Here is a 19,512-nt window from a genome sequence, read left to right on the forward strand (position 1 = left end):
GAAAGGTCATTCAAACGAACGTTGGTGTGGCTCGTAATCCGGCTAATCTTTGACATGCAGGCGAATGACTGCTTGCTCGGAGACATTTGGGCATTGCGTGATGATCATCGAGTTGTTTGGGCCGCCTGGTGCAGGCAAGACCACACTTCTTCGCGGCCTCTGCCAGGGGATGGCGAAACACGGCATCAACGTGAAGACAGTGAACGGGTATCGCCTGATTGAATATGGGTCGGCCCAGGAAGATGGTCCGGAAGTACGCCATGGCATTGGGCGCATTGGCAAAAAGATTGCCACCTCCGGCCCAGTCTTGCTGTCGACCCTGCCGAAGGATGGTGTCGCGGCGCGGCTTCTGGCGTCAATCCCACTACGAAGCCGCACATGGTCATGGCGCATGAAGGTCGATATCGCCCTGCTGTGCGAGTCATGGCGTCAAGCGCAGCAATCGGAAGGTTATTTCATTTTCGAAGAGGGCCTAATCCAGGCTTTATGCGCGCTGGTTGTGCTGGCGCGAACTCCAAGCATTGACGTGGTTCGTGACTGCCTGGCGTTCATGCCGCGACCAGACCTCCTTATCCAGATCGATGCGCCGCAGGAAACGCTGCGCCGCCGTCTTATGGATCGGCATGCGCAGCAACCGCTCCTGGAGGTCCTCCTGTTCGAACTCGGCGTGGACAGGGGCTTGAGGCAGGCCGATATCTCAAGGGAGATCGGCAAGTGCTTGCGCCAGGATGGATGGCCCTTGATACAAGTCAACGGTGCTGAACCTCACGACCTCGACAAGATCATCGCGCGAGTCTTGGAAGAGTACGAGACCGTCCCGGGTTGACCAAGGCGATAAAAGCCATAAACACTGGCTTGGCTGGTGATCATGAAGTGGTGGGGACCTCACTTCGGCCGAGCAGCAGGCGTGTTGGCCGTGGACCTGTGCGACGTTGCCAATGCAACTGGCCGCGCAATCATTTCGTATCGCGTTGGTCGAGCACTTCAAGCATGGTGGTCAACATGCTTCCGACTTCTTCCGAGATTTCCTCGGGGCGAATTCCCGCCTTGATGGCGTCCGCCGTCACTTGCTCGGCGAGTTTGGCCGCAAGGGTCGGGTCGGATTTCGAATAGGGCGGCACATTATCCTCCACCCATTTCTGCAGGAATTCGATGCCGCGAGTGCTCATGATGGACCAATGCTCGTTGGAGCGGTTCGTTCCATCAAAGTATTTCACCGAAGTATATTGAGGTATATTCAAGAAAACGTCAGACCCTTGTGATCAGGGTCTGACGTTTCCCAAGGCTCACGCTACGATGAACGAGGACGCAGTCAAAGACAGATGCGGAGACAGGGTGGCAAACTGGATCTGATGTGCGCCACCCTCGCCGTCGCTGTCGAAAGACAGGGCGCCGGTCGAACTGTTATAGATGACGTGATCGCCGCTGTCGTGCGCACCCCTGCCTTCGTGGAACGCCGAGGTGGGAAGGGTGCCCGCTTGAAGGCCGGTAAACACATTGTGGTCGAGCACGATCTTGTCCTGGGTCACATTAAAATCGGTGATCTTGTCGACATTGCCGGTCTTGAGGGCGGCATTGAAGAAAAAGAAGTCCTTGCCCCCATTTCCCGTCAGCACGTCTTTCCCGCCACCGCCGTTGATGACGTTGCTGCCGGCATTTCCGTCTATGGTTTGGGAGAACTCGTTTCCCTTGAGGTTCATGGTCGTAGTGCCGGACTTGCTTGTGATGGCGAGGTGCTCGATCTCCGAGCCGGCCGACAGCGCATAGCTCACCGATGCCAGCACAGTATCGTTACCGCCGCCCAACAGTTCCACCACCTTGTCGCCGACGTTGTTGACATAGTAGGTGTCGTTGTAGCCGCCACCGATCATCGTATCTACGCCGGTGGTGCTGTGAAACACATCCGCGCCGCCCGTGCCGTAGAAAGTGTGATCGCTGCTCGAAGGCACGGTACTGGTTGGGGGCACCGTGCTGGGAGGGGGCACAGTGCTGGTGGGCGGAGTTGTTTCGCCGGTCGAAGGCACGCTGGTGGTGCTCTGATTGTGCTGAAGGAAGAGGGCCTGCAGCGCCGGCGAGTCGCCAAGCGCGGTGTCACCCTGTTGAGAGCCCCATGCATAGGCATAGTCGAAGGCGGGCGATGGCGCAACCTTGGCCCAGTGGTCCAGCATGGTCTGCTCCTGGGCGACGCTGGGAAGGACATATTGGCCGCCGGTATCGGTGGTGTAGTTGCCGCCGCCGAACGTCTGATAAACCGGAACGATCTGGCTGAGCGGAACGCCAGAGGCGACCGCCGCGGCCACGGTCCTGTCGATCATATTGTAGTCGACGGTGCTTGTGCCGGTGCGCACCGGGTAGGGATCCACGCCGTAATAGTCGATATGCGTGTTGGCGGGATTGAAAGTGTTTGAAAAATCGGGATCAGCCGAAGACCCCATGTTCATCATGGTGATGAAGGTCTTGGCGCCGGGCAGGTGGGTGTGGATCCAGTCGGATTCCGCCTTCAGATTGTCGGCTGTGGCATAGGTTCCCCATTTGCCCGTGGGATCGGGCTCGTCGACGAGGAAGAAGCCGAACACCTTCGGGTTGCCGATGAAGGGCGTGACTTTGTCAATGAAAGACGAGGTTGCGCCATTGGCTTCATCGAGCCAGACCAGACCTTTCGTGCCAGCCGGCAAGGCGTTGAGTTCGTCCACGGATGAAACGTCGACAAGATTGAACCCGGCGGTTGCGACCTCGGAGGCCGACCCACCCGAGGCATAGTGGAGGGTTGTCATGCAAATTTCCTTACGTCCGATTCGGTGGTGCCCCATGCCTGCCTATTGGAAAGGATATATTAGGGCCAAATCAAATACCGGCGCCCATTGATAGAATCGTTGATCATGGCAAGGAGAGCCTATGCGACGGGAAGGCTGCCCGGGTCCTGGTACTTGTTGATTATTTAGGGATATTTCAGCGCGGCGACGCAGGACCAGGCTGTTCTCGCTACGACGGCAGTGCCAGCGGATTTGTTGTGGATCCGTCAGCAAGATACACGGGCATCCGGTCTCGATTCAGCCTCCGGGTGTTCGAATCACCCGCTATGTGCCGCTCACCACAAAGGCTTTTTCTATCAGCGGACGGTTGTGGCTGAGATAGGGTTCAACGAGCATGTCCAGGTGCCCGCCGACGATCGGGATTATGTTCAGGCCTGTGACGAAAGCACTCCAGCCAAGGTCTGACGGAACGCCTGTGCGCCTGCATCGAAACAGGGTGGCGGTGATCGGCAATGTGGGCTTCGGTTGCGCGAGCCACTGGCCAAATGCGCGCATCCGCAGGACTTCTTCGAGCTCAAGGCGCAAGATGAATCGCGTTCTGGCGAAGCTCCTCCATTTCAGCCAGTCGATACCCCTCGCAAGCAAAGCCTCGGCGCCAAATTGGGCAAACAATTTTGCCAGAGCCCGCAAAATCATGCGATCCACCGTCACGCGATGCGTGCGGATGCGCTGGGCGGTGCGTGCGAGTCTTTCACGATAGTTGTGCTGTCCAGGCCCGATATTGGTGTCGAGGATTCCCAGGAACGTGACCGACCGACCGGCGGCAGCAAGTTTGGCGGCAACCTCGAAGGCGACGCCGCCGCCAAGCGAATAACCGATCAGCTTCACATTGCCATCGGGCTGGGCCTGGTTGATCTGGTCGACAACCGCATCCACCATCCGCGGTATCGTGCCATGTCCCTTCAGCAGATCGTTCAGATCCCCGTAGCGCACGGCAACAACCCTGGCGACATTGCCCATCTCGGCGCCGAAGGCAGCCAGGCTTGGACCGTAACCGATCGATCCGGGCACGATGAACAAAACGGGTCTCGGGTCGGGAGCCTCGACAAGCGAGCTGCTTGTGTCTTGTCCTGGAGACGCTGCCCGGACGACATCGGCGAAACTCATCCCGACCGTGAACGCGTCCAGGTTGAGTTCCCGCCCCAGAGCCGTCTCCAGTTCCATGACGAATTGCAGCAATTTCAATGAATCGCCGCCGGCATCGTCCCAGCAGCTGCCAGCTGCCCTTTTGCCCGGGAGAATTCTCTCCCATACGGCCGCCGCGGTGCCTTCGATATCAAGCGGGTTTGCCGCCTGCCGGGCGATGGGCATGTTCTGGGCGCCTTGCGCGTTCAGTGCGCGATCCAGTTCCCGCAGCTTGACACCGTCGACCTTGCCGCCTTTGAGCCGCGGTATCTCGGCAACACTGTGCAGGCGCGTCGGATGAACAGCCGGCGGCAGGGCCGTCCTGATCAGGTCGCGCAATTCAGCAATGAACTCGCTTCCGCCAGGTCTGGCGGGGACGGCAAAGGCCACCAGTTCGTTCGCGTCCGTCACCACCGCAACGGCATCATCCACCTGAGGCGCCCGGCGCAGGACGAGTTCCAGTTCGGCAGGTTCGACCCGCCTTCCGTTTATTTTGATCTGGCGCCCCTTTCGTCCGACGATCCACATCATTCCGGTGTCGTCGACCTTGACCAGATCACCTGTTGCGAAGATTCGAAGCAGCGGGTTGCCGGAGTTCGCCTGGAGAGGGACGTTTTCCCCATCCGTCCAGTAGCCAAGCGTGGAGTAGTTGCCTCTGATCAGCAACTCTCCTTCATCGCCCGGGGCGACCTCGCATGCGTTCTCATCCACGACGGTGTATTCGATGCCGGGTAGCACGAAGCCAACCGGGACCGTTGCGCCGCGTTCCTGGTAGCCCCTCGGCAGGAACCATTGCGTGCCGGTCGTTTCCGTGGACGAATAGCTGATCTGGACAAGGCAGGACTCGGGGACGCTGTCGCGGAGCCGGTCGATATCCGACCATAGAATCTTTTCTCCGCCGACCCGCACGATCCGCAAGGAAGAGAAAGTGTTGGGCGCAGAACCATTCATCAACACGCGCAGCAGCGCCGGCACAAGATAGACGACCGTCACCTGCCATTTCTCGAAATTGTCGCGGACGGCGCGAATGCCGGCGCTCTCTATATCCGAAAGGTACAATGTGGCGCCGCACAGCATCGGGGTCATCATCTCGCGGCATCCCGCGATCGTCGCCGGCCCGGTCAACGGCATGAAGACGTCGTCGGGACCGAAGTGGCAGGCATCCACATATTGCTGAACGCGTTGGAGGATCGCCCGCTGGCTGTTCACGACGCCCTTCGGCGCTCCGGTACTGCCTGACGTGTACAGAACGATTGCCGGAGCATCGACCGATACTTCGGGCGGCAACGCCGATAGGCTGCCATCCGGCGTTGCGGCCGTGCAACTTGTCGCGTCGATCCATTCAAGCGAGGAAGCATCCGGCCAGCCTGCCGGTTTACCTGGCCCTGGCTTGATGATCGCGGCCAGCCGCGCGCTGGTGGAAATTGCGACGAGGCGCTGAAATGGATCCCGGGGGTTCAACGGCACGGCGGGCCTGCCGGCCCGCATGGCGGCGAGCATGGCCACCGGATACCAGAGGGTATTTCCGATCAGAATCCCGACCGCCTTGCCTGGTGGGGTGGAACCGGCAATCGCAGCCGCCAGGTTTTGGACTGCGTTGAGCAGTTCCGAAAAGCTGAGGGACGTAGAGCCGTCACTGATCGCGATCTTGGCTGGGTATTTTTCGACAACCCGCTCCAGGTGCGAGAACGCCGATTTTTCGGAGAAGTCGTCGCCCATCCGCGGGAAGAGACGGGTGGTTGGTCCGCCCATATCCAGAGGGCGGGTGGAGGCCTGTTTCCATGTGAAGCCGTCTGGAGGGCTGCTGTTGCGATCTATCACAACATCTTGATCCGTTGTCGGACCGCCAACGGATGGCAAGGCACGTGGAAAACGGCTTTCTAAACGCGGGTACCCCGACGTCTCCAACACAGCCCCCTTGTTTTGCTGATTGGCTTTGCCGTGTCCTACGCGACCATGTCGGCCCTGGCATCGTTAGAACGAATGAGTTTCCGCTCAACTCATCGATCCGACAGCGGTTGCAGCTGCATCGCCGCACCGCCCAATCCCTTGCTTCATTTAAACAGACGAGGACAACGCGCAAGCCTGCTCCTAGCGTGAGGCTGGGTGTTGTGCGTACTGGGGCGATGAAGCCGGGCCGTGAACAGATCACAGGGCCAGCGGCTTTGCGCGGTTGGGATTCTGCCGGCATCCAGGAGGGACAGGATGAGTCCACATCTGGTTTGCATAGGAGGCGAGGATCACCGGCTTAGAATTCCGTTCCTCCTGGCGCTGCGCGAAAGGGGCTTTCGGGTCACTGCCGTCTCGAGCGATGCCGGAGACGCCTTTTCGCCTCACGGCATTCCGCATCGCAGCTTTGGGTTCGACCGCTTTGCCAGTGGCGGTGGAGAATGGGGAGCTGTCAGCGCGATCCGTAAATTGATGTCCGATTTGCGTCCGGACATTGTTCAAAGTTTCGACACCAAGCCCAACCTCCTCACGCCTCTGGCCGTGCGCGGGCAGGTTCCGGTCATTCGCACCATCAATGGGCTTGGTTGGACATTCTCATCACGGGAACCGCGGGCGCTGGCGCTACGTCCGGTCTTTTGTGGCCTTCAGGGGCTGGCGTCACTCTGGACAGCCATGACGGTCTTCCAGAATCGTGACGATCAGGCCTTCTTCGACCGCTATCGGCTGGTGGGTCGCGGCAAAGGGCGACTGATCCGGAGTTCTGGCATCGACCCGAATGCATTCTCGACAGCAAGGTACCGTGGCCCTTCGGCCGCCGCCATGCGCGAGGAGCTTGGGCTTCAGTCGGCCGAAGTCGTAATCTTTGTCGGGCGGCTGACTCGCCAGAAAGGGATTCCGACCCTGATCAAGGCGGTTCCCCGCGTCCTCTCCAAGAGGCCCAATGCGCGTTTCGTGCTTGTCGGTCCGCAGGACTCTGAAGGTCCGTTCGCGGTCAGCAGGTCCGATATCGAGCAATATGCTCCTTACGTCGTCGCCTTGGGGCCAAGGCGGGACGTTCCAGCTCTCCTTGGCATGGCGGATCTGTTCGCGTTTCCAACACAGTATCGCGAGGGCATTCCGCGCGTCCTGCTGGAAGCGGGTTTGTCCGGGTTGCCAATCGTCGCCTCGAGAATGCCCGGCTGCAATGACGTGGTTGAAGATGGCTGGAATGGCTATCTCGTCGCGCCGCGCGATGCCGATGGCCTGGCGTCCAGAATAGTCGATCTTCTGTCCGACCGCGCCCGTGGAAAGGTCATGGGCAGCCGTTCCGTCGGCCTCGTGCGGGAGCGCTTTTCGCTGTCGTGGGTCGTCGACCAGTATTGCGATCTGTACAAGACTGTCCTCGGTGGCAAATACCGCGGCAGTCTTGCTCGGCCCGCGCCCGTGATCTCCAGGGAAGAGGGTGCGCGGGGCCCCCGACTGGGTGAGGCGCGGCAATGATCCGTGATGTGATCCTGGCCTTCGGCATCGCAATGTCCTACGCGGTGCAGCTCAGCATCCCCGGGCTGCCGTTCGGCTACAGCGAACTGTTCCTCACGCTCTGGATATTGCTGTCGATCACCCGCATCCTTGCCGGCGGCCGACTGGAGGTTACGCCGGCCCTCACCAAACTTGCATGTTTCTGGGTGATCCTGACGCTTGCCCTGGGCGTGGGGTCCATCATCGGCTTTCTGACCACCACGCTGTTCCTCGATCCGTTGATGCATGACACGATGGCGTACGTGCTGTTGGTCTGCGTTACCTGCCTGGCAGCCGCGGAACCCAACGCTGCTTCCCGTTTACGCCGTATCGCCTGGTGGATGATCGCTGTCGCGAATGCAGGCTTTGTCATCCAGGTGGGGCTTGGTTTCGGCTGGATCCATCAGTCTGGCGTCCACCCCTGGTTCTGGGACCGCTTCAGCGGTTGGTCTGACAATCCGAACCAGCTTGCGCTCTACTGCGCGCTCCTCGGTCCACTGGCCCTGCATCTTGCCACAACCACCAGCAATCCATGGGGAAGATGTCTCGGGCTGTCCAGCCTGATCCTCACCTTCTATGTCGGAAGGCTGACAAAGAGCGATACCTATCTCTATACGACGATCCTGGCCTGCCTGATCCTTCTTGGGCTGAGGGTTCGGGCATGGCTTACTAGCGACGGCGGCAAGGTCAGCCTTTCACGGCAACTTGCCCTCCTGTTCACCGTTGCATTCCTTCCATTGGCGGTCTCCATCGCGCCTTACGCCCTCAGCGAGGCCGCCAACGCCGAAAACTTCGCCAAGAGCCTCACCAAGGACAAGGGCGGGGAAGCAACCGCGGAAACCGCGACACTTCGCCTCCAGCTTTGGGACGAGGCATTGGACAAGGGAGCAAGATCCGGATCGCTGGGTCTCGGACCAGGCCCGCACCTTGATCGTCCCTCCACAGTCGATCAGCAGTTTCTGCCGCGGCCTTTCGAGGCCCATAGCACGATCCTCGATCTCTACACTCAGGGTGGCCTGATTTCAGTCCTGGCCTTGCTGTGGATCCTCGGCTCGGCCGCCTTGTCCGCCTGGGGCGCGAGACAGGACACGCTCGTGGCGCTCGTGGCTTCGATCGCTGTCTTCAGTGCTCCGCACCTGATCATCCGCCATCCGATCGTGTGGTTCTGTGTGACCCTCTGCCTTGTCGCCGGAACGCCGCAGGCGGTCCCCGCGATCGTTCGCCAGAGGAGATATTAGAATGTGTGGGATCGCCGGAATCCTCTTGGCGCCCGATGCAGCCAATACCAACTCGCTCAGGGCGATCGGGCCGATGATGATGGCCCTTCGTCATCGCGGGCCCGATGGCGAGGCATTCTGGACGAGCCGTGAAGCCGGGATCGCCTTCGGGCACCGGCGTCTGGCCATCGTCGACCTGTCGGAGGCCGGTCGCCAGCCGATGCACTCCGCGAGCGGCCGGTATGTCATTACCTTCAATGGCGAAATATACAATTTTCGCGATCTGCGCCGCGAACTGGAAGGGGCGGGCCACCATTTCCGCGGCACCAGCGACACGGAAGTGATGCTGTGCGCGATCGAGAGTTGGGGTATCGAGGCGGCACTTGCGCGCTTCGCCGGCATGTTTGCTTTCGGGCTATGGGATCTGAAGAACCGGACTCTCCACCTCGCCCGCGACCGGATGGGCAAAAAGCCGCTCTACGTCGCCTCGACACCTGAAGCGCTTGTCTTCGCCTCGGAGCTGAAGGCGATCACCTGCTTCCCGGGCTTCGCCCCTGAACTCGATGTCGATGCGGCGGCGACGATGCTTTCGAAAGGGTGGGTGCCGGATGACCGTTGCATCTGGCAGGGCGTGTTCAAGCTGCCGCCCGGTTCAGTCCTGTCGGTGACGGCGGCGGATTTCGCCAATGCCCGTGGCGCCGGCTCGCTTGCGCATCGCATTCGCCGCTGGTGGTCGCTGGCCGATGTCGCCTGCAAGGCGCAGCGGAATCCGATCGCCGGCAGCGACGAGGACCTTACGACCGAACTCGACAGCCTGCTTCGCCTTGCCGTCAAAGAACGAATGGTTGCCGATGTGCCGCTTGGCGCCTTTCTGTCGGGTGGAATTGACAGCTCGGCGGTCGTCGCCCTGATGCAGGCGCAGTCCCCGACGCCCGTTCGCACGTTCACCATAGCGTTCGGCGAGAGCGGGTTCGACGAGGCCCCTCATGCGGCCGCGGTTGCGCGGCATCTGGGCACCGACCATACGGAACTTCATCTTTCACCGGCCGCGGCGCTTGAGGTCATCCCGGAGTTGCCGAGGATCTGGGACGAGCCGTTCGCCGACGAGTCGCAGATACCGACGCTGCTGGTGTCGCGCCTCGCCCGGCGGCACGTCACCGTGGCTCTGTCGGGCGATGGCGGCGACGAGTGCTTCGCGGGCTACTCTCGACACTTCCTGGCAACCCGCCTCAGAAGGCAGCATGAGCTGCCATCATCATTTCGGCGGATGTTGGCGGCGGGGGCAGGATTGCTGGCCCAGGCCTCCCAGAAAGACATGTTCGGCAGCCTGCCGCTTTCGGCGAACATGCGGCACGGATTGCGCGGTGACCGGTTGAACCGCCTCGCCCGCCTGTTCGCGGCGGCAAATGAGGACCAACTGCTTCAGCGGCTGACGGAATCTTCGACCAACAAGCTTCTTCATCACAAGCCAGCGGCATCCAATGCCAGCGCCACACAGCTCGACGGCCTGCTGTCGCGCCTCCTGTTCGACGACATGACCGGCTATCTCCCCGGCGACATCCTGGTGAAGCTCGATCGCGCCACCATGGCCAACAGCCTCGAGGGGCGATGCCCGATCCTGGACCATCGCGTCGTTGAATTCGCCTGGCGCCTGCCAACCGATGCCAAGGTGCGAAGTGGCAAGGGCAAATGGATACTGCGCCAGCTCCTTGATCGTTATGTACCGCGCCGACTGGTCGATCGGCCCAAGCAGGGTTTCGACGTTCCGATCGGAGCCTGGCTGAGAGGACCCCTGCGCGACTGGGCAACGGATATCATTGCCACGACACGCCTGTCCGGAGATGGGGTCATCGACTGTGCGAAGGTCGACGCATGTTGGCGCGATCATCTGCATGGAAACCAGGATCATTTCCGTGACTTGTGGCCGCTGCTGATGTTCCAGGCATGGCGCAACGAAGCCATGCGGCCATCGGCGCCGGCAACGCACGCTTCTTACGATATCGAACTGACAGGGGATTGAGATGGAAGGTTCCATAGCCAGCCGCGCCAGGCTTCCGCGTGCCACGCAGATGGCCGTCGCTACGCTCGACACCAATCCGCGGATGAGGCGACCGCCGCGCGAGCCCGTGCAACCGCCGTCTCCCTTCCATCAGCTCGTCGTCACTCTGGCGACGGGAAAATGGCTCTTGCTTGCCGTGGCCCTTCTGGGCGGCATACTGGCCGGCCTCGCGGGCTTTGCTCGTCCGGTGCTGTTCGAGGCGACGACCCAGATCATCATAGACGCCCCGAGCACCGGCACTTCGAACCCTACGGCGACCGCCCAGGACTCGCTGGATTCGAGCATCGATGACCATCTGACGATGCTCTCGTCGCAAGCCCACCTGCGCCGAGTTCTGACGGCACTGCGCCAACCGCAGGCAGCCGACGCCGCCGGAAAAAGCGGCATCAGTGCCGTCCCGCCCACCTCAGGCTCGTTCGTGGGCAACCTGCTGAGCCGGGTCTGGTCGAAGGGTGGACCTGCCGCCGAAAGTCCGGAAGCTGCGGATGCGGCCGCGCTGAAGACGCTGCGGGGCGGAATGAGGGTCGGACAAGAGCTGCGCTCGCGCGTCATCACCATCGGCTTCACCGATACCAGTCCGGTACGTGCCGCGCTTGTCGCGAACACATTCGCTCAGGTGTATATCGAAGATCTCGTACAGAAACGGCGTGCATCGGATCAGCGCGAACTGGAATCGCTGGTCGCCAGCCTGCCGCAAGTACAAAGGGACCTGGTCGACGCGACCGATCGGCTGGAGACGTACCGGCTGACGCATGGCGCCGTTGATCAAAGCGCGGCCAACAACGCGGCCAATGAGACAGCGGAGCTTGGCCGACAGATTTTCTTGTCGAAAGCCAATCTTTCCGCCTCGGAATCGCGCCTTCACCATATCGAGGACCTGCGAAAGGCGGGCGCCCCTGTATCGGCCATCGCTGAAGAAATCGGATCGCCTGTGTTGGCCGACCTCCTGACACGTCAGTCGGGTGCCGCTGCGGACGGCGATCTGGGCAGTGCGATCAACCGTGAGATTGAGCAGGGCATCGCGCGCATTGCCGCCGAGGCAAACGTCTACCGCGCCCAGGTTGCGGCTCTCGAGGACCGCAAGAGGGTGCGCGACGCGGCCGTGGCCGACACTGCGAGCCAGCTTTCCGGCTTGCGTGCCCTTGAGCCGCAGGTCACCATCGTGACACAGCACTACAACGAGCTCCTTAGCCGGCAGCAGGACCTGATACGGCGCATCGCCGCTCCCTCGCCAGGTGTAGCGGTCCTGTCGACGGCATGGCCGCCGTCAAATCCCAGCACCCTGTCGAGAATTTTCCTGGTTCCACCCGGCATGATCGTATTTGGTCTGATGGCGGCGGTCTTCGTCCTGATCCGTAACATGTTCAACCAGACCTTGCGCAGCGAAGCCGAAGCCGAGGCCGAGCTTGGGATCCCGTGCGTAGGACTGCTTCCCAAGGTTTCGGGACTCCATGCCAAACAATTGCGGCATCTGGTTCTGGGCCAGCAGAACTCGCCGTTCAGTCGCGCGGCGACATCCCTTCTGGTCACTGCGGCGCCAACTCAGGGAAGGGGGCAGCCGCCGCACATCGTCCTCGTGACGTCCAGCATCCTGGACGATGGCAAGACAGAGTTGGCGTGGAGCCTGGCGCTGGCGGCAACGCGATTGGGAGGAAGGGTGCTTTTCCTCGACCTCGACCGCAAGGACGCGCGCCTCACGAACGAGTTTCGTGGCGAATTCGGCACCATCAAAGCTCACAACTCCTTTGGGGACTATGTGAGTGAACGCTGCGTGCTCCAGGATGCGATCACGAGAATGCCAGAAGTCGGCATCGATCTCATGGCCGCTCCAGCACCTTCGGATGATCTGCTGACGCTTCTGTCCACGGTCGACAAATCCCAGTTCACCGAAGAACTTCTCTCGGTCTACGACGTCGTCATCATCAACGGGCCGTTGGGACTCGGAGGCCCCGAAACCAGGCTCCTGAAGCGCTGGGCAGACGCAGTGCTTTTTGCCGTTCGATGGGCCAAGACGAGGCGCAGCATCGCCCGTGGCGTTCTGGAGTCGCTCCGGGCCGGTGGATCCGTCGCCGTTCCAGTCGGGAGTGTGCTCACCCAGGTGAATTTAAAGCGGTACGCCGGCTCCAGGCTCGAGGACAACGCCGACCTGCTGTTGGAGAGGGTTTGATGAGAACCGTCGTCTCCGCTCTTCAAAAAATGCCACAGGGAACCAACTGCGTTCCAGCAATCGGACCTGCCCCAGAATGATCATTGAATTTTTCGGACCGCCAGGATCCGGCAAAACAACATTTGCGCATGCGCTCGCGCAGCAGTTGCGCGGGAAAGGCTATCACGCCAAGGTCGCTCTCAGCTATAAGCCCAGCACCAGGGCCGGAAGCTTCGACCTTGGGATCATTCTGTTCGTCTCCAGAATAGTATCGGCGATATTCTCGACTGCTGGAATATTTCTATCGTCGATCGGGCGACTGGACGATATTTCAAGTTCGGTGTCGATGGTGAGGTTGATACCGCCAAAGAAACGAATGTGGCGCGCCCGGATCTGGCGATATATCTTGCACCTTTCGCGTTGCTGGAGCGCCGCGAAGCAATCGCCCGAAATTGTCATATTCGATCAAGGATACGTTCAAGCGATTGGATCGCTGGCGATGTTCAATGGGGGCAACGACCGCGAAGCGCTCGAAAAGGCGCTCAGCCTCGCGCCGCCGGCCGATCTCACCATCAGGCTGGTGGTGCCATCTGCGATCGTTGAGAGCCGTCTCCGACATCGGATGGAGCACGAGCCGCCGGCGGAGCGGATTTTCGAGGCCGACTTGGACGTGAATATGAGCGCCTTTGGCGTGTTCGAATCGATAAACGATCTCCTCGCGATTTCCGGCCGAAGTGTCGTTTCCGTTGAGAACGCCGACAGTCAATCAGGGCTCAAAAGTATTTGTAAGGTCGAGAAGCAAATCATTTCCGCGCTGTCACGGATGGATAAAGGATTCGCAAATCGAGACCAAAAAGAAAGCGCACCACTTGCGCATGCTGCGGCAATCGATAGTCGCGTGTCTCGAAAGTCTCCGGGCCATCCCGCCGGTGCTCTTCCAATAGCCACACCCCGGCGAAATAGGGACGTCGGCTCGCGGCTCGCGAGGGCGAGCGTCTTCGCCCTCTTGATCTATATCGGAGGTGCTGGGCTGACCAGCCTTGCACAGCTGGCCATTGCGCGCCTCATCGGGCCTCGCGACTACGGGATCTATGCCTACGTTCTAGCCTGGACCTCCGTGCTCGCCTATCTGGCAACGCTTGGTTTCAATGTGTCCCTGTTGCGTTTTGTGCCCGCCTATAGAGCCAACGGCAGGCTTGACCTGGCGCGAGGGGTGATAAGATTCGCCCTGCGGAGATCGCTGCTCGCGGCGACACTGTTCGGGATGGCGGGTGCTGCCTTGGTCCTTTTCTTTTCAGAGCAGGCGCAACCGGATCATACGCAAAGAGGACTTGAGATAAGCACCATGCTTGGCATGGCGGCCGTACCCTTGATTACCGCTTATGCCATTGGCGCTACGCTTGTGCGTGCTTTCGGCGGCGTGGTTTCGGCATTGTTGCCGGAGCGCATCGTGCGAGACGGGCTGCTGCTGGTATTGGTGGCGATCATGGCCGGGTCCGGATTGTGGGCGGTGCACGCGCCGCAAGTGATGCTGGCGGTGCTGACAAGTTCGGCCATCACGGTTGCGCTGGTGTTCATCACCGCCAGGAAGTTTGAACCACCTGGCCTGCGGCAGGCTCAGCCCGCTTACGAACCGAGGGGATGGTGGCTTGCCGTCCCCCCGCTCATGCTCATCACCGGCCTCGATGTTTTCGTCAGTCGTGCCGGCGTGCTGGTGTTGGGCTGGACCAATCATATCCGTGAGGCCGGTATTTTCGCCCTGGCGTTGAACGTGGCGATGCTTGTGGGGCTTTCCCGCATCGCTGTCGCTACCATGTTTTCGCCTACAGCGGCCGACCTGCATGCCAGAGGCGATCATAAAGGCCTGCAGCAGCTGTTCGCGCGGGCCACCTTGCTGTCTGCGGGCGGCGCCATCGCGGTGGCCATCCCAATGATGGTGATTGCCGAGCCGTTCTTGAGCTTCTTCGGGGAGGGCTTTGCTGCGGGAGCGCCAATCGCGCGGGTTCTCATTTTGGGCTATGTTTTTGTTGCGCTGTGCGGGCCTCAGCAGAATCTGCTGGCGATGACCGGAAACGAATGGGCCGCGGCAACGACCATGATCGCTGGCGCGGCGGCCAACGTCATAGCCTGTGCCGTGGGCGTCGAGATATACGGCCCAATTGGCGCGGCTGTCGGTGTCGCGCTTGCCCTGGCCATCTGGAACGTTGCCATGGCGGTCTATATCGGCAAGCGACTGAAGATGCTGCCTGGCTTGGTGTCTGCCCTGCTCTCGATCAGGCCAAGCGCGATTGGCGGCCTACAATGGAACTGGTTATTGAGAGCCGGCAAATGAAGTGGCCGATCCATCGATGATGTCCCTCACGACAGCGCCGGCGCATCGATCGGCGTGCGACCGCTAGCCCATGCCTCCAACATGGTTGAAGGAGCAGGTCAGTGGCGGCCCCAAAGACGCATCGATGGTCATCTGCCTCGCGACACAATCGCACCCCGCCGACGCGGCCTTTGCATCTTATGGACCTCATGCGTCATTTGAAGGAGTATTGGTGGGAGGCGCGCCTCGTCAGCCGAACCGGCGGTGTGCTCGCCGTCCGGCCTCCCGTGGTCTCGCCCTATGCCTGAATGAACGCTTGTCGTTCTCGGCCGACGGGGCTTGCATGGAAATCCCGGTACCATTCCACGAAACGTTGCACGCCGTCCTCCAGTGCCGTCGCCGGTGCGAAGCCGACAGCGCGGCGGAGATCGCTTACGTCGGCGCGGGTTTTCAGGACGTCACCTGGAGGTAAAGGCACGTTGACGCGAAGGGCGCGGCGGCCAAGGGCAGTTTCGATGATTGCGATCAGACGGTTGATTTCTTCGGGCCGGTCATTGCCGATATTGTAGATCCGATATGGCGCCGAACTTGTGGCGGGGTCAGCCGCGCGGCTGTCCCAGTCCGGATCCGGACGAGGCGGCGCGGCGAGCACGCGAACCACCCCCTCTACGATGTCGTCGATATAGGTGAAATCTCGCCATACGCGGCCGGCATTGGCAATCTCGATCGTCCGCCCCTCGGCGATGGCATGGGTGAACGTATAGACTGCCATGTCAGGCCTGCCCCAGGGACCATAGACGGTGAAGAAGCGCAATCCTGTCACCGGCAAGCCGAACAGGTGGCTGTAGGAATGCGCCATGCATTCGTTTGCGCTTTTGGTTGCGGCATAGAAGCTGACCGGATGACTGGCGCCATGGTGCTCGGAAAAAGGTATGCTTCGATTGGCGCCGTAAACGGAACTCGACGAGGCATAAACGAGATGGCTGACGCCGGCGTGCCGGCAGCCCTCCAGAACATTGAGAAACGCGACTACATTCGACTGCACATAGGCATGCGGGTCGGCGAGCGAATAACGCACCCCAGCCTGGGCGGCGAGGTGCACGAAGTGCGATGGCTGGAAGTCGGAAAACAGCGCCTTCACCCGCGCCTGGTCCGCCAGGTCCATCCGCATGGGAGTGAACCTCGGCTCGGCACAGAGCTGCGCAAATCGCGCCTCCTTCAGCCCGACGTCGTAGTAGGGCGTAAAATTGTCGACGCCGATAACGACAAGGCCGCGCCGCAAAAGCCGCAACGCGACATGAAACCCGATGAAACCGGCGGCACCTGTGACGACGATCGGTCCCGCGCGTGCAAGTTTCAGTACAGCACCATCCGACCGCGTACGAGCGGCATCAGCCAGCTTGTGGACCGTCGAATTTGGTTCGACCATGGCAAGTCACTCCAATTGTGAGATTCCGCGCTCCGCCCGCGTTCGATAGCGCGTGGACAGGCTGGAGATGGCACCGCCAGCTTTGCAATCTGCGCAACCGCGGCCGCAGAATTTGCGGCCGCGTTGCCATGGCACATATCTCGGTTTGCTGAATTCGAGCGGGTGCTGACGCCCGCCGAAATCGCTATTTCATGGCAGGACCGAAATGCGTCCCAGAAGAGCAACCAGTTCAGCCTGACGCCTTGTTTCGGTCTTGGCGAACAGCGAGGCAAGCTGGGAGCGGATCGTCGTGCGACTGAGATGCCAACTGCGAGCAATCTCCAGGGGCGCATCGCCTTGCGCCAGGCGCAATGCCAGCTGCGTCTCCGCGCTGGTCAGACCGAACATCCTTTGCAAGGTCTGAGGGTTGGCCGCCGATGTGTTCTCCCGGTCCAGCAATGCGACGATGCTTGTCCCGTCGGGTGTGACGACGCCCGCCTCATTCAGGATCACAGGCCTATCGCCTCTGCTGCGGATCACCACCCATGAGAGTAATCCCGGCTGGAAATGGACCGGAACATTCGCGACCAGCCGCCTTAGCCCTGCGGACAGCTCGACGGCCGTGTCAGCCGCTTCGCCCTGGCGCTCAAGCGTCTCCTGCGCGGCTGCGTTCCATTCGATTACTTTCCTGTCGCGGTCCAGCACGATATAGCCGCAGCCGATACGCTCAAGCATGCCGGTTATGGATTCCAAACTGCGTCGCTGCGGCCCGCCAGGTCTGGCGTCTGGCCGATCCGAAAGATGTATCGGACGTGCGTGACGAGAATCTTTCAATACAATGTATTGGCTGACTGCAACGGTTTCGTTGCGCCTCTCAATCAGTGTCATCGCTTCTACCCCAACCCTAGTTGCTGCCCACTCAAGTAAATTTTGTATGATTTACTTGATTTGAATTCCGCCTGCTGGCGGGAACTTGCTCCTTCGACTCGAATTTCGACACAATTGTAGAAATCTGCGGAAGCTTTTTCCGCAGCGTTCCTTGAATATGGCTTCCTGAAGAACCCTGCCGATCCTGATTCTATTCGCAGGCAAAGGCATGGCAATCCGGCAGTGGTATTAGGCTGCCTCCTCGTGGCCTAGTCTCGACGAACTAGACATAAGGATGTAGTCTGGGCGCATGGGTTCGTATCTGCGCTGGCTTAAATCGAACGTGTCAAGCACCCCGTTGGCTCATGTAGCTTCGCTGTTGGTGCTTGCCGGATCGATAATACTCGAAGCGATAAATACGATATACATCGGCCAGGGGGTTACGTTTATTGCGTTTATCCCCGTAATTATTGTTATCGTGTACCTCGAAGGGCGGTTGGTTGCCATCGCCGTAACGCTTCTCATGGCCGCCGCCGGCTTGTGGATGCGACGCGTCCTGAACGCCCAACTCTCAGCTGAAGACTGGACGAGCGCTATCTTCCTTCTGGTCTCGGGTGGCCTGATCGCATCCGTGTTCCATCGCCTGCGACAGGATTTGCGCGGGGCGCTCGAGGTTGCAGAGGCGAGGCTCGCTGCCATCGATGCAGCCGAGAGCCGCTATCGTTGGGCCTTCGAGCGCGCTGCCTTGGGTTTTGCAAATGCCAATCGACGTGGCGAACTGTTGCAATCGAACAGACGTTTTTTTGAGATGACCGGCTACGGAGAAAAGGAGCTTGCCCAGCTGAAGCTGGAAGGGCTCGTTCTTCCCGACGATCGAGATGCCGTGCGGGCCTTGTTGAAGGATCTGGATAATGGCGCCGCGTCGTCCGCGGCCGATATTCGCGTGTTGCGCAAGGACGGCAAGGCATTCTGGGCTCGTCTGGCCCTGTCCTCGTCGCGGCCTGACGAGGCATCCACCGAAAGCGTGTTCGTGGTGGTCGACGATATTTCCGAGCGACGAGCCGCACGCGAGGCCCTCCGGGCTCAGAAGGAATGGCTCGATCTCGCTCTGTCTGCCGGACGCCTGGGCACGTGGCGAATAGATATCAAGGAGGGGACAGTCGCGGGCTCCGGCAAGTTCTGGGACATTCTCGGCCTGCCCTCCAAGCCCGTCCGCCCCTTGGAAGAACTCTCGGCCGTGGTCCATCCGGCCGACTGGCCGAAATTGGCTGCCTCGGCAAAACCCTCGCAGGCAGTGAACTACGACGTCGAGATTCGTGTCAGGCGGATGGACGGGCACATACGCTGGGTTGCTCTGCGCGGACGGCAGGAAGAACATGGCGACCGCGCAATGCGCATCGGGGTGGCGGCCGATCTGACAGAACGTCGACAGACCACGCTTCTTCGCGCCGCCGTAAAGAAGCACGAGCGCATCATGCTCGAAGACCGCCATCGGTTCAGCAATTTGTTCCCGGTGATCACGGCCCTGGTAAAAATGATCAATGTTCCCGAGAACGACGTTGCCAAATACAAGGAGATGCTGATCGATCGGATCAGAACGCTGGAAGCGACGCATCTCATCCTGTCTCGTCATAAGAGCCTGTCGGGGATGCTCCACGATCTCGTGGCTCGGGAGTTGCAGCCCTTCAAGGAGACACGGGACATAACGATCAGTGGCCCCTCGCTCACAGTGCCAAGTGGCGTCGCAGAGAGCTTTGCGATGATCCTTCACGAACTGACGACAAACTCCGTGAAACACGGCGCGTTGGGTGACTCACAAGGCAAGGTCGGAGTTAAGTGGCAATTCGCATCCGACGGGGCAGGGGACGATCTGGTTTTCGATTGGGTGGAATCGGGAGGTCGGAAGAACTCAAACGTCGTGCGCCATGGGTTCGGGTCCATGATAATCGGCGTGGACGGCACGCCGCTTGTCGGGCATTCGCCGAAATTGGAAATATCGGAGTATGGACTGCGATATTCGTTGCGATTATCGCGGAAGGAGATTGAGTTGTAGTGCCTGCCGCTCCGAAAGCGACTTCGGATTTGGGCACATGCACAGTAAGACGATCAAAAGCGCGCC

The 19,512-nt window shown here is 60.5% G+C and carries 12 protein-coding genes; 7 read left to right on the plus strand and 5 right to left on the minus strand.

Annotation, left to right across the window (positions count from 1 at the left end):
- Positions 1–100: 100 nt before the first annotated feature.
- Positions 101–826 (plus strand): AAA family ATPase, encoded by a 726-nt coding sequence (locus D3242_RS26695; RefSeq protein WP_064986330.1) that lies wholly within the window; start codon positions 101–103, stop codon positions 824–826.
- Between the two features lie 130 nt (positions 827–956).
- Here D3242_RS26695 and D3242_RS26700 read toward each other — a convergent pair whose 3' ends face one another.
- The 3 genes from D3242_RS26700 to D3242_RS26710 form a co-directional block, all read right to left on the minus strand.
- The gene (locus tag D3242_RS26700) at positions 957–1,169 is read right to left on the minus strand and encodes a DUF768 domain-containing protein (RefSeq protein ID WP_019860134.1); all 213 of its coding nucleotides are present in this window, start codon (positions 1,167–1,169) and stop codon (positions 957–959) included.
- A 117-nt stretch (positions 1,170–1,286) separates the two neighbouring features.
- Positions 1,287–2,774: a calcium-binding protein gene (locus tag D3242_RS26705; protein WP_019860133.1), complete on the minus strand. Its 1,488-nt coding sequence runs from the start codon at positions 2,772–2,774 to the stop codon at positions 1,287–1,289.
- Between the two features lie 303 nt (positions 2,775–3,077).
- Complete coding sequence (locus tag D3242_RS26710; RefSeq protein ID WP_081296250.1) at positions 3,078–5,759, minus strand: AMP-binding protein; 2,682 nt, start codon at positions 5,757–5,759, stop codon at positions 3,078–3,080.
- A gap of 384 nt (positions 5,760–6,143) precedes the next feature.
- Between D3242_RS26710 and D3242_RS26715 the strand changes: the two genes are divergently transcribed.
- The 5 genes from D3242_RS26715 (at position 6,144) to D3242_RS26735 (ending at position 15,139) form a co-directional block, all read left to right on the plus strand.
- A complete protein-coding gene (locus D3242_RS26715) occupies positions 6,144–7,367 on the plus strand; it encodes a glycosyltransferase (RefSeq protein WP_064986334.1) in 1,224 nt (407 codons plus the stop codon).
- Complete coding sequence (locus D3242_RS26720; protein WP_019860130.1) at positions 7,364–8,623, plus strand: O-antigen ligase family protein; 1,260 nt, start codon at positions 7,364–7,366, stop codon at positions 8,621–8,623. The genes D3242_RS26715 and D3242_RS26720 overlap by 4 nt, the downstream gene beginning before the upstream one ends.
- 1 nt (position 8,624) lies before the next feature.
- Positions 8,625–10,622 carry an asparagine synthase (glutamine-hydrolyzing) gene (gene asnB, locus D3242_RS26725; RefSeq protein ID WP_064986336.1) on the plus strand — a complete coding sequence of 666 codons (1,998 nt, stop codon included), beginning with the start codon at positions 8,625–8,627 and terminating at the stop codon, positions 10,620–10,622.
- Between the two features lies 1 nt (position 10,623).
- A complete protein-coding gene (locus D3242_RS26730; protein WP_019860128.1) occupies positions 10,624–12,828 on the plus strand; it encodes a GumC family protein in 2,205 nt (734 codons plus the stop codon).
- Positions 12,829–12,904: 76 nt separating this feature from the next.
- The gene (locus D3242_RS26735) at positions 12,905–15,139 is read left to right on the plus strand and encodes an oligosaccharide flippase family protein (protein WP_064986338.1); all 2,235 of its coding nucleotides are present in this window, start codon (positions 12,905–12,907) and stop codon (positions 15,137–15,139) included.
- Between the two features lie 277 nt (positions 15,140–15,416).
- Here D3242_RS26735 and D3242_RS26740 read toward each other — a convergent pair whose 3' ends face one another.
- Positions 15,417–16,478: an NAD-dependent epimerase/dehydratase family protein gene (locus tag D3242_RS26740; RefSeq protein WP_038652178.1), complete on the minus strand. Its 1,062-nt coding sequence runs from the start codon at positions 16,476–16,478 to the stop codon at positions 15,417–15,419.
- Between the two features lie 258 nt (positions 16,479–16,736).
- Positions 16,737–17,414, minus strand: coding sequence for a helix-turn-helix transcriptional regulator (locus tag D3242_RS26745; RefSeq protein ID WP_019860125.1), 678 nt, complete (start codon positions 17,412–17,414; stop codon positions 16,737–16,739).
- Between the two features lie 289 nt (positions 17,415–17,703).
- Here D3242_RS26745 and D3242_RS26750 point away from each other — a divergent pair, with 289 nt between their 5' ends.
- The gene (locus tag D3242_RS26750) at positions 17,704–19,446 is read left to right on the plus strand and encodes a sensor histidine kinase (RefSeq protein ID WP_038644798.1); all 1,743 of its coding nucleotides are present in this window, start codon (positions 17,704–17,706) and stop codon (positions 19,444–19,446) included.
- The last annotated feature ends 66 nt before the right edge of the window (positions 19,447–19,512 follow it).

It is taken from the genome of Mesorhizobium jarvisii (assembly GCF_003601985.1).
Classification (GTDB): domain Bacteria; phylum Pseudomonadota; class Alphaproteobacteria; order Rhizobiales; family Rhizobiaceae; genus Mesorhizobium; species Mesorhizobium jarvisii.

Bases quoted from the DNA above. Each gene is read 5' to 3' on its own strand.
- D3242_RS26750 (WP_038644798.1), top strand. From the start codon at position 17,704: ATGGGTTCGTATCTGCGCTGGCTTAAATCGAACGTGTCAAGCACCCCG.
- D3242_RS26735 (WP_064986338.1), top strand. From the start codon at position 12,905: ATGATCATTGAATTTTTCGGACCGCCAGGATCCGGCAAAACAACATTT.
- D3242_RS26695 (WP_064986330.1), top strand. From the start codon at position 101: ATGATCATCGAGTTGTTTGGGCCGCCTGGTGCAGGCAAGACCACACTT.
- D3242_RS26720 (WP_019860130.1), top strand. From the start codon at position 7,364: ATGATCCGTGATGTGATCCTGGCCTTCGGCATCGCAATGTCCTACGCG.
- D3242_RS26715 (WP_064986334.1), top strand. From the start codon at position 6,144: ATGAGTCCACATCTGGTTTGCATAGGAGGCGAGGATCACCGGCTTAGA.
- D3242_RS26705 (WP_019860133.1), bottom strand. From the start codon at position 2,774: ATGACAACCCTCCACTATGCCTCGGGTGGGTCGGCCTCCGAGGTCGCA.
- asnB (WP_064986336.1), top strand. From the start codon at position 8,625: ATGTGTGGGATCGCCGGAATCCTCTTGGCGCCCGATGCAGCCAATACC.
- D3242_RS26745 (WP_019860125.1), bottom strand. From the start codon at position 17,414: ATGACACTGATTGAGAGGCGCAACGAAACCGTTGCAGTCAGCCAATAC.
- D3242_RS26730 (WP_019860128.1), top strand. From the start codon at position 10,624: ATGGAAGGTTCCATAGCCAGCCGCGCCAGGCTTCCGCGTGCCACGCAG.
- D3242_RS26700 (WP_019860134.1), bottom strand. From the start codon at position 1,169: ATGAGCACTCGCGGCATCGAATTCCTGCAGAAATGGGTGGAGGATAAT.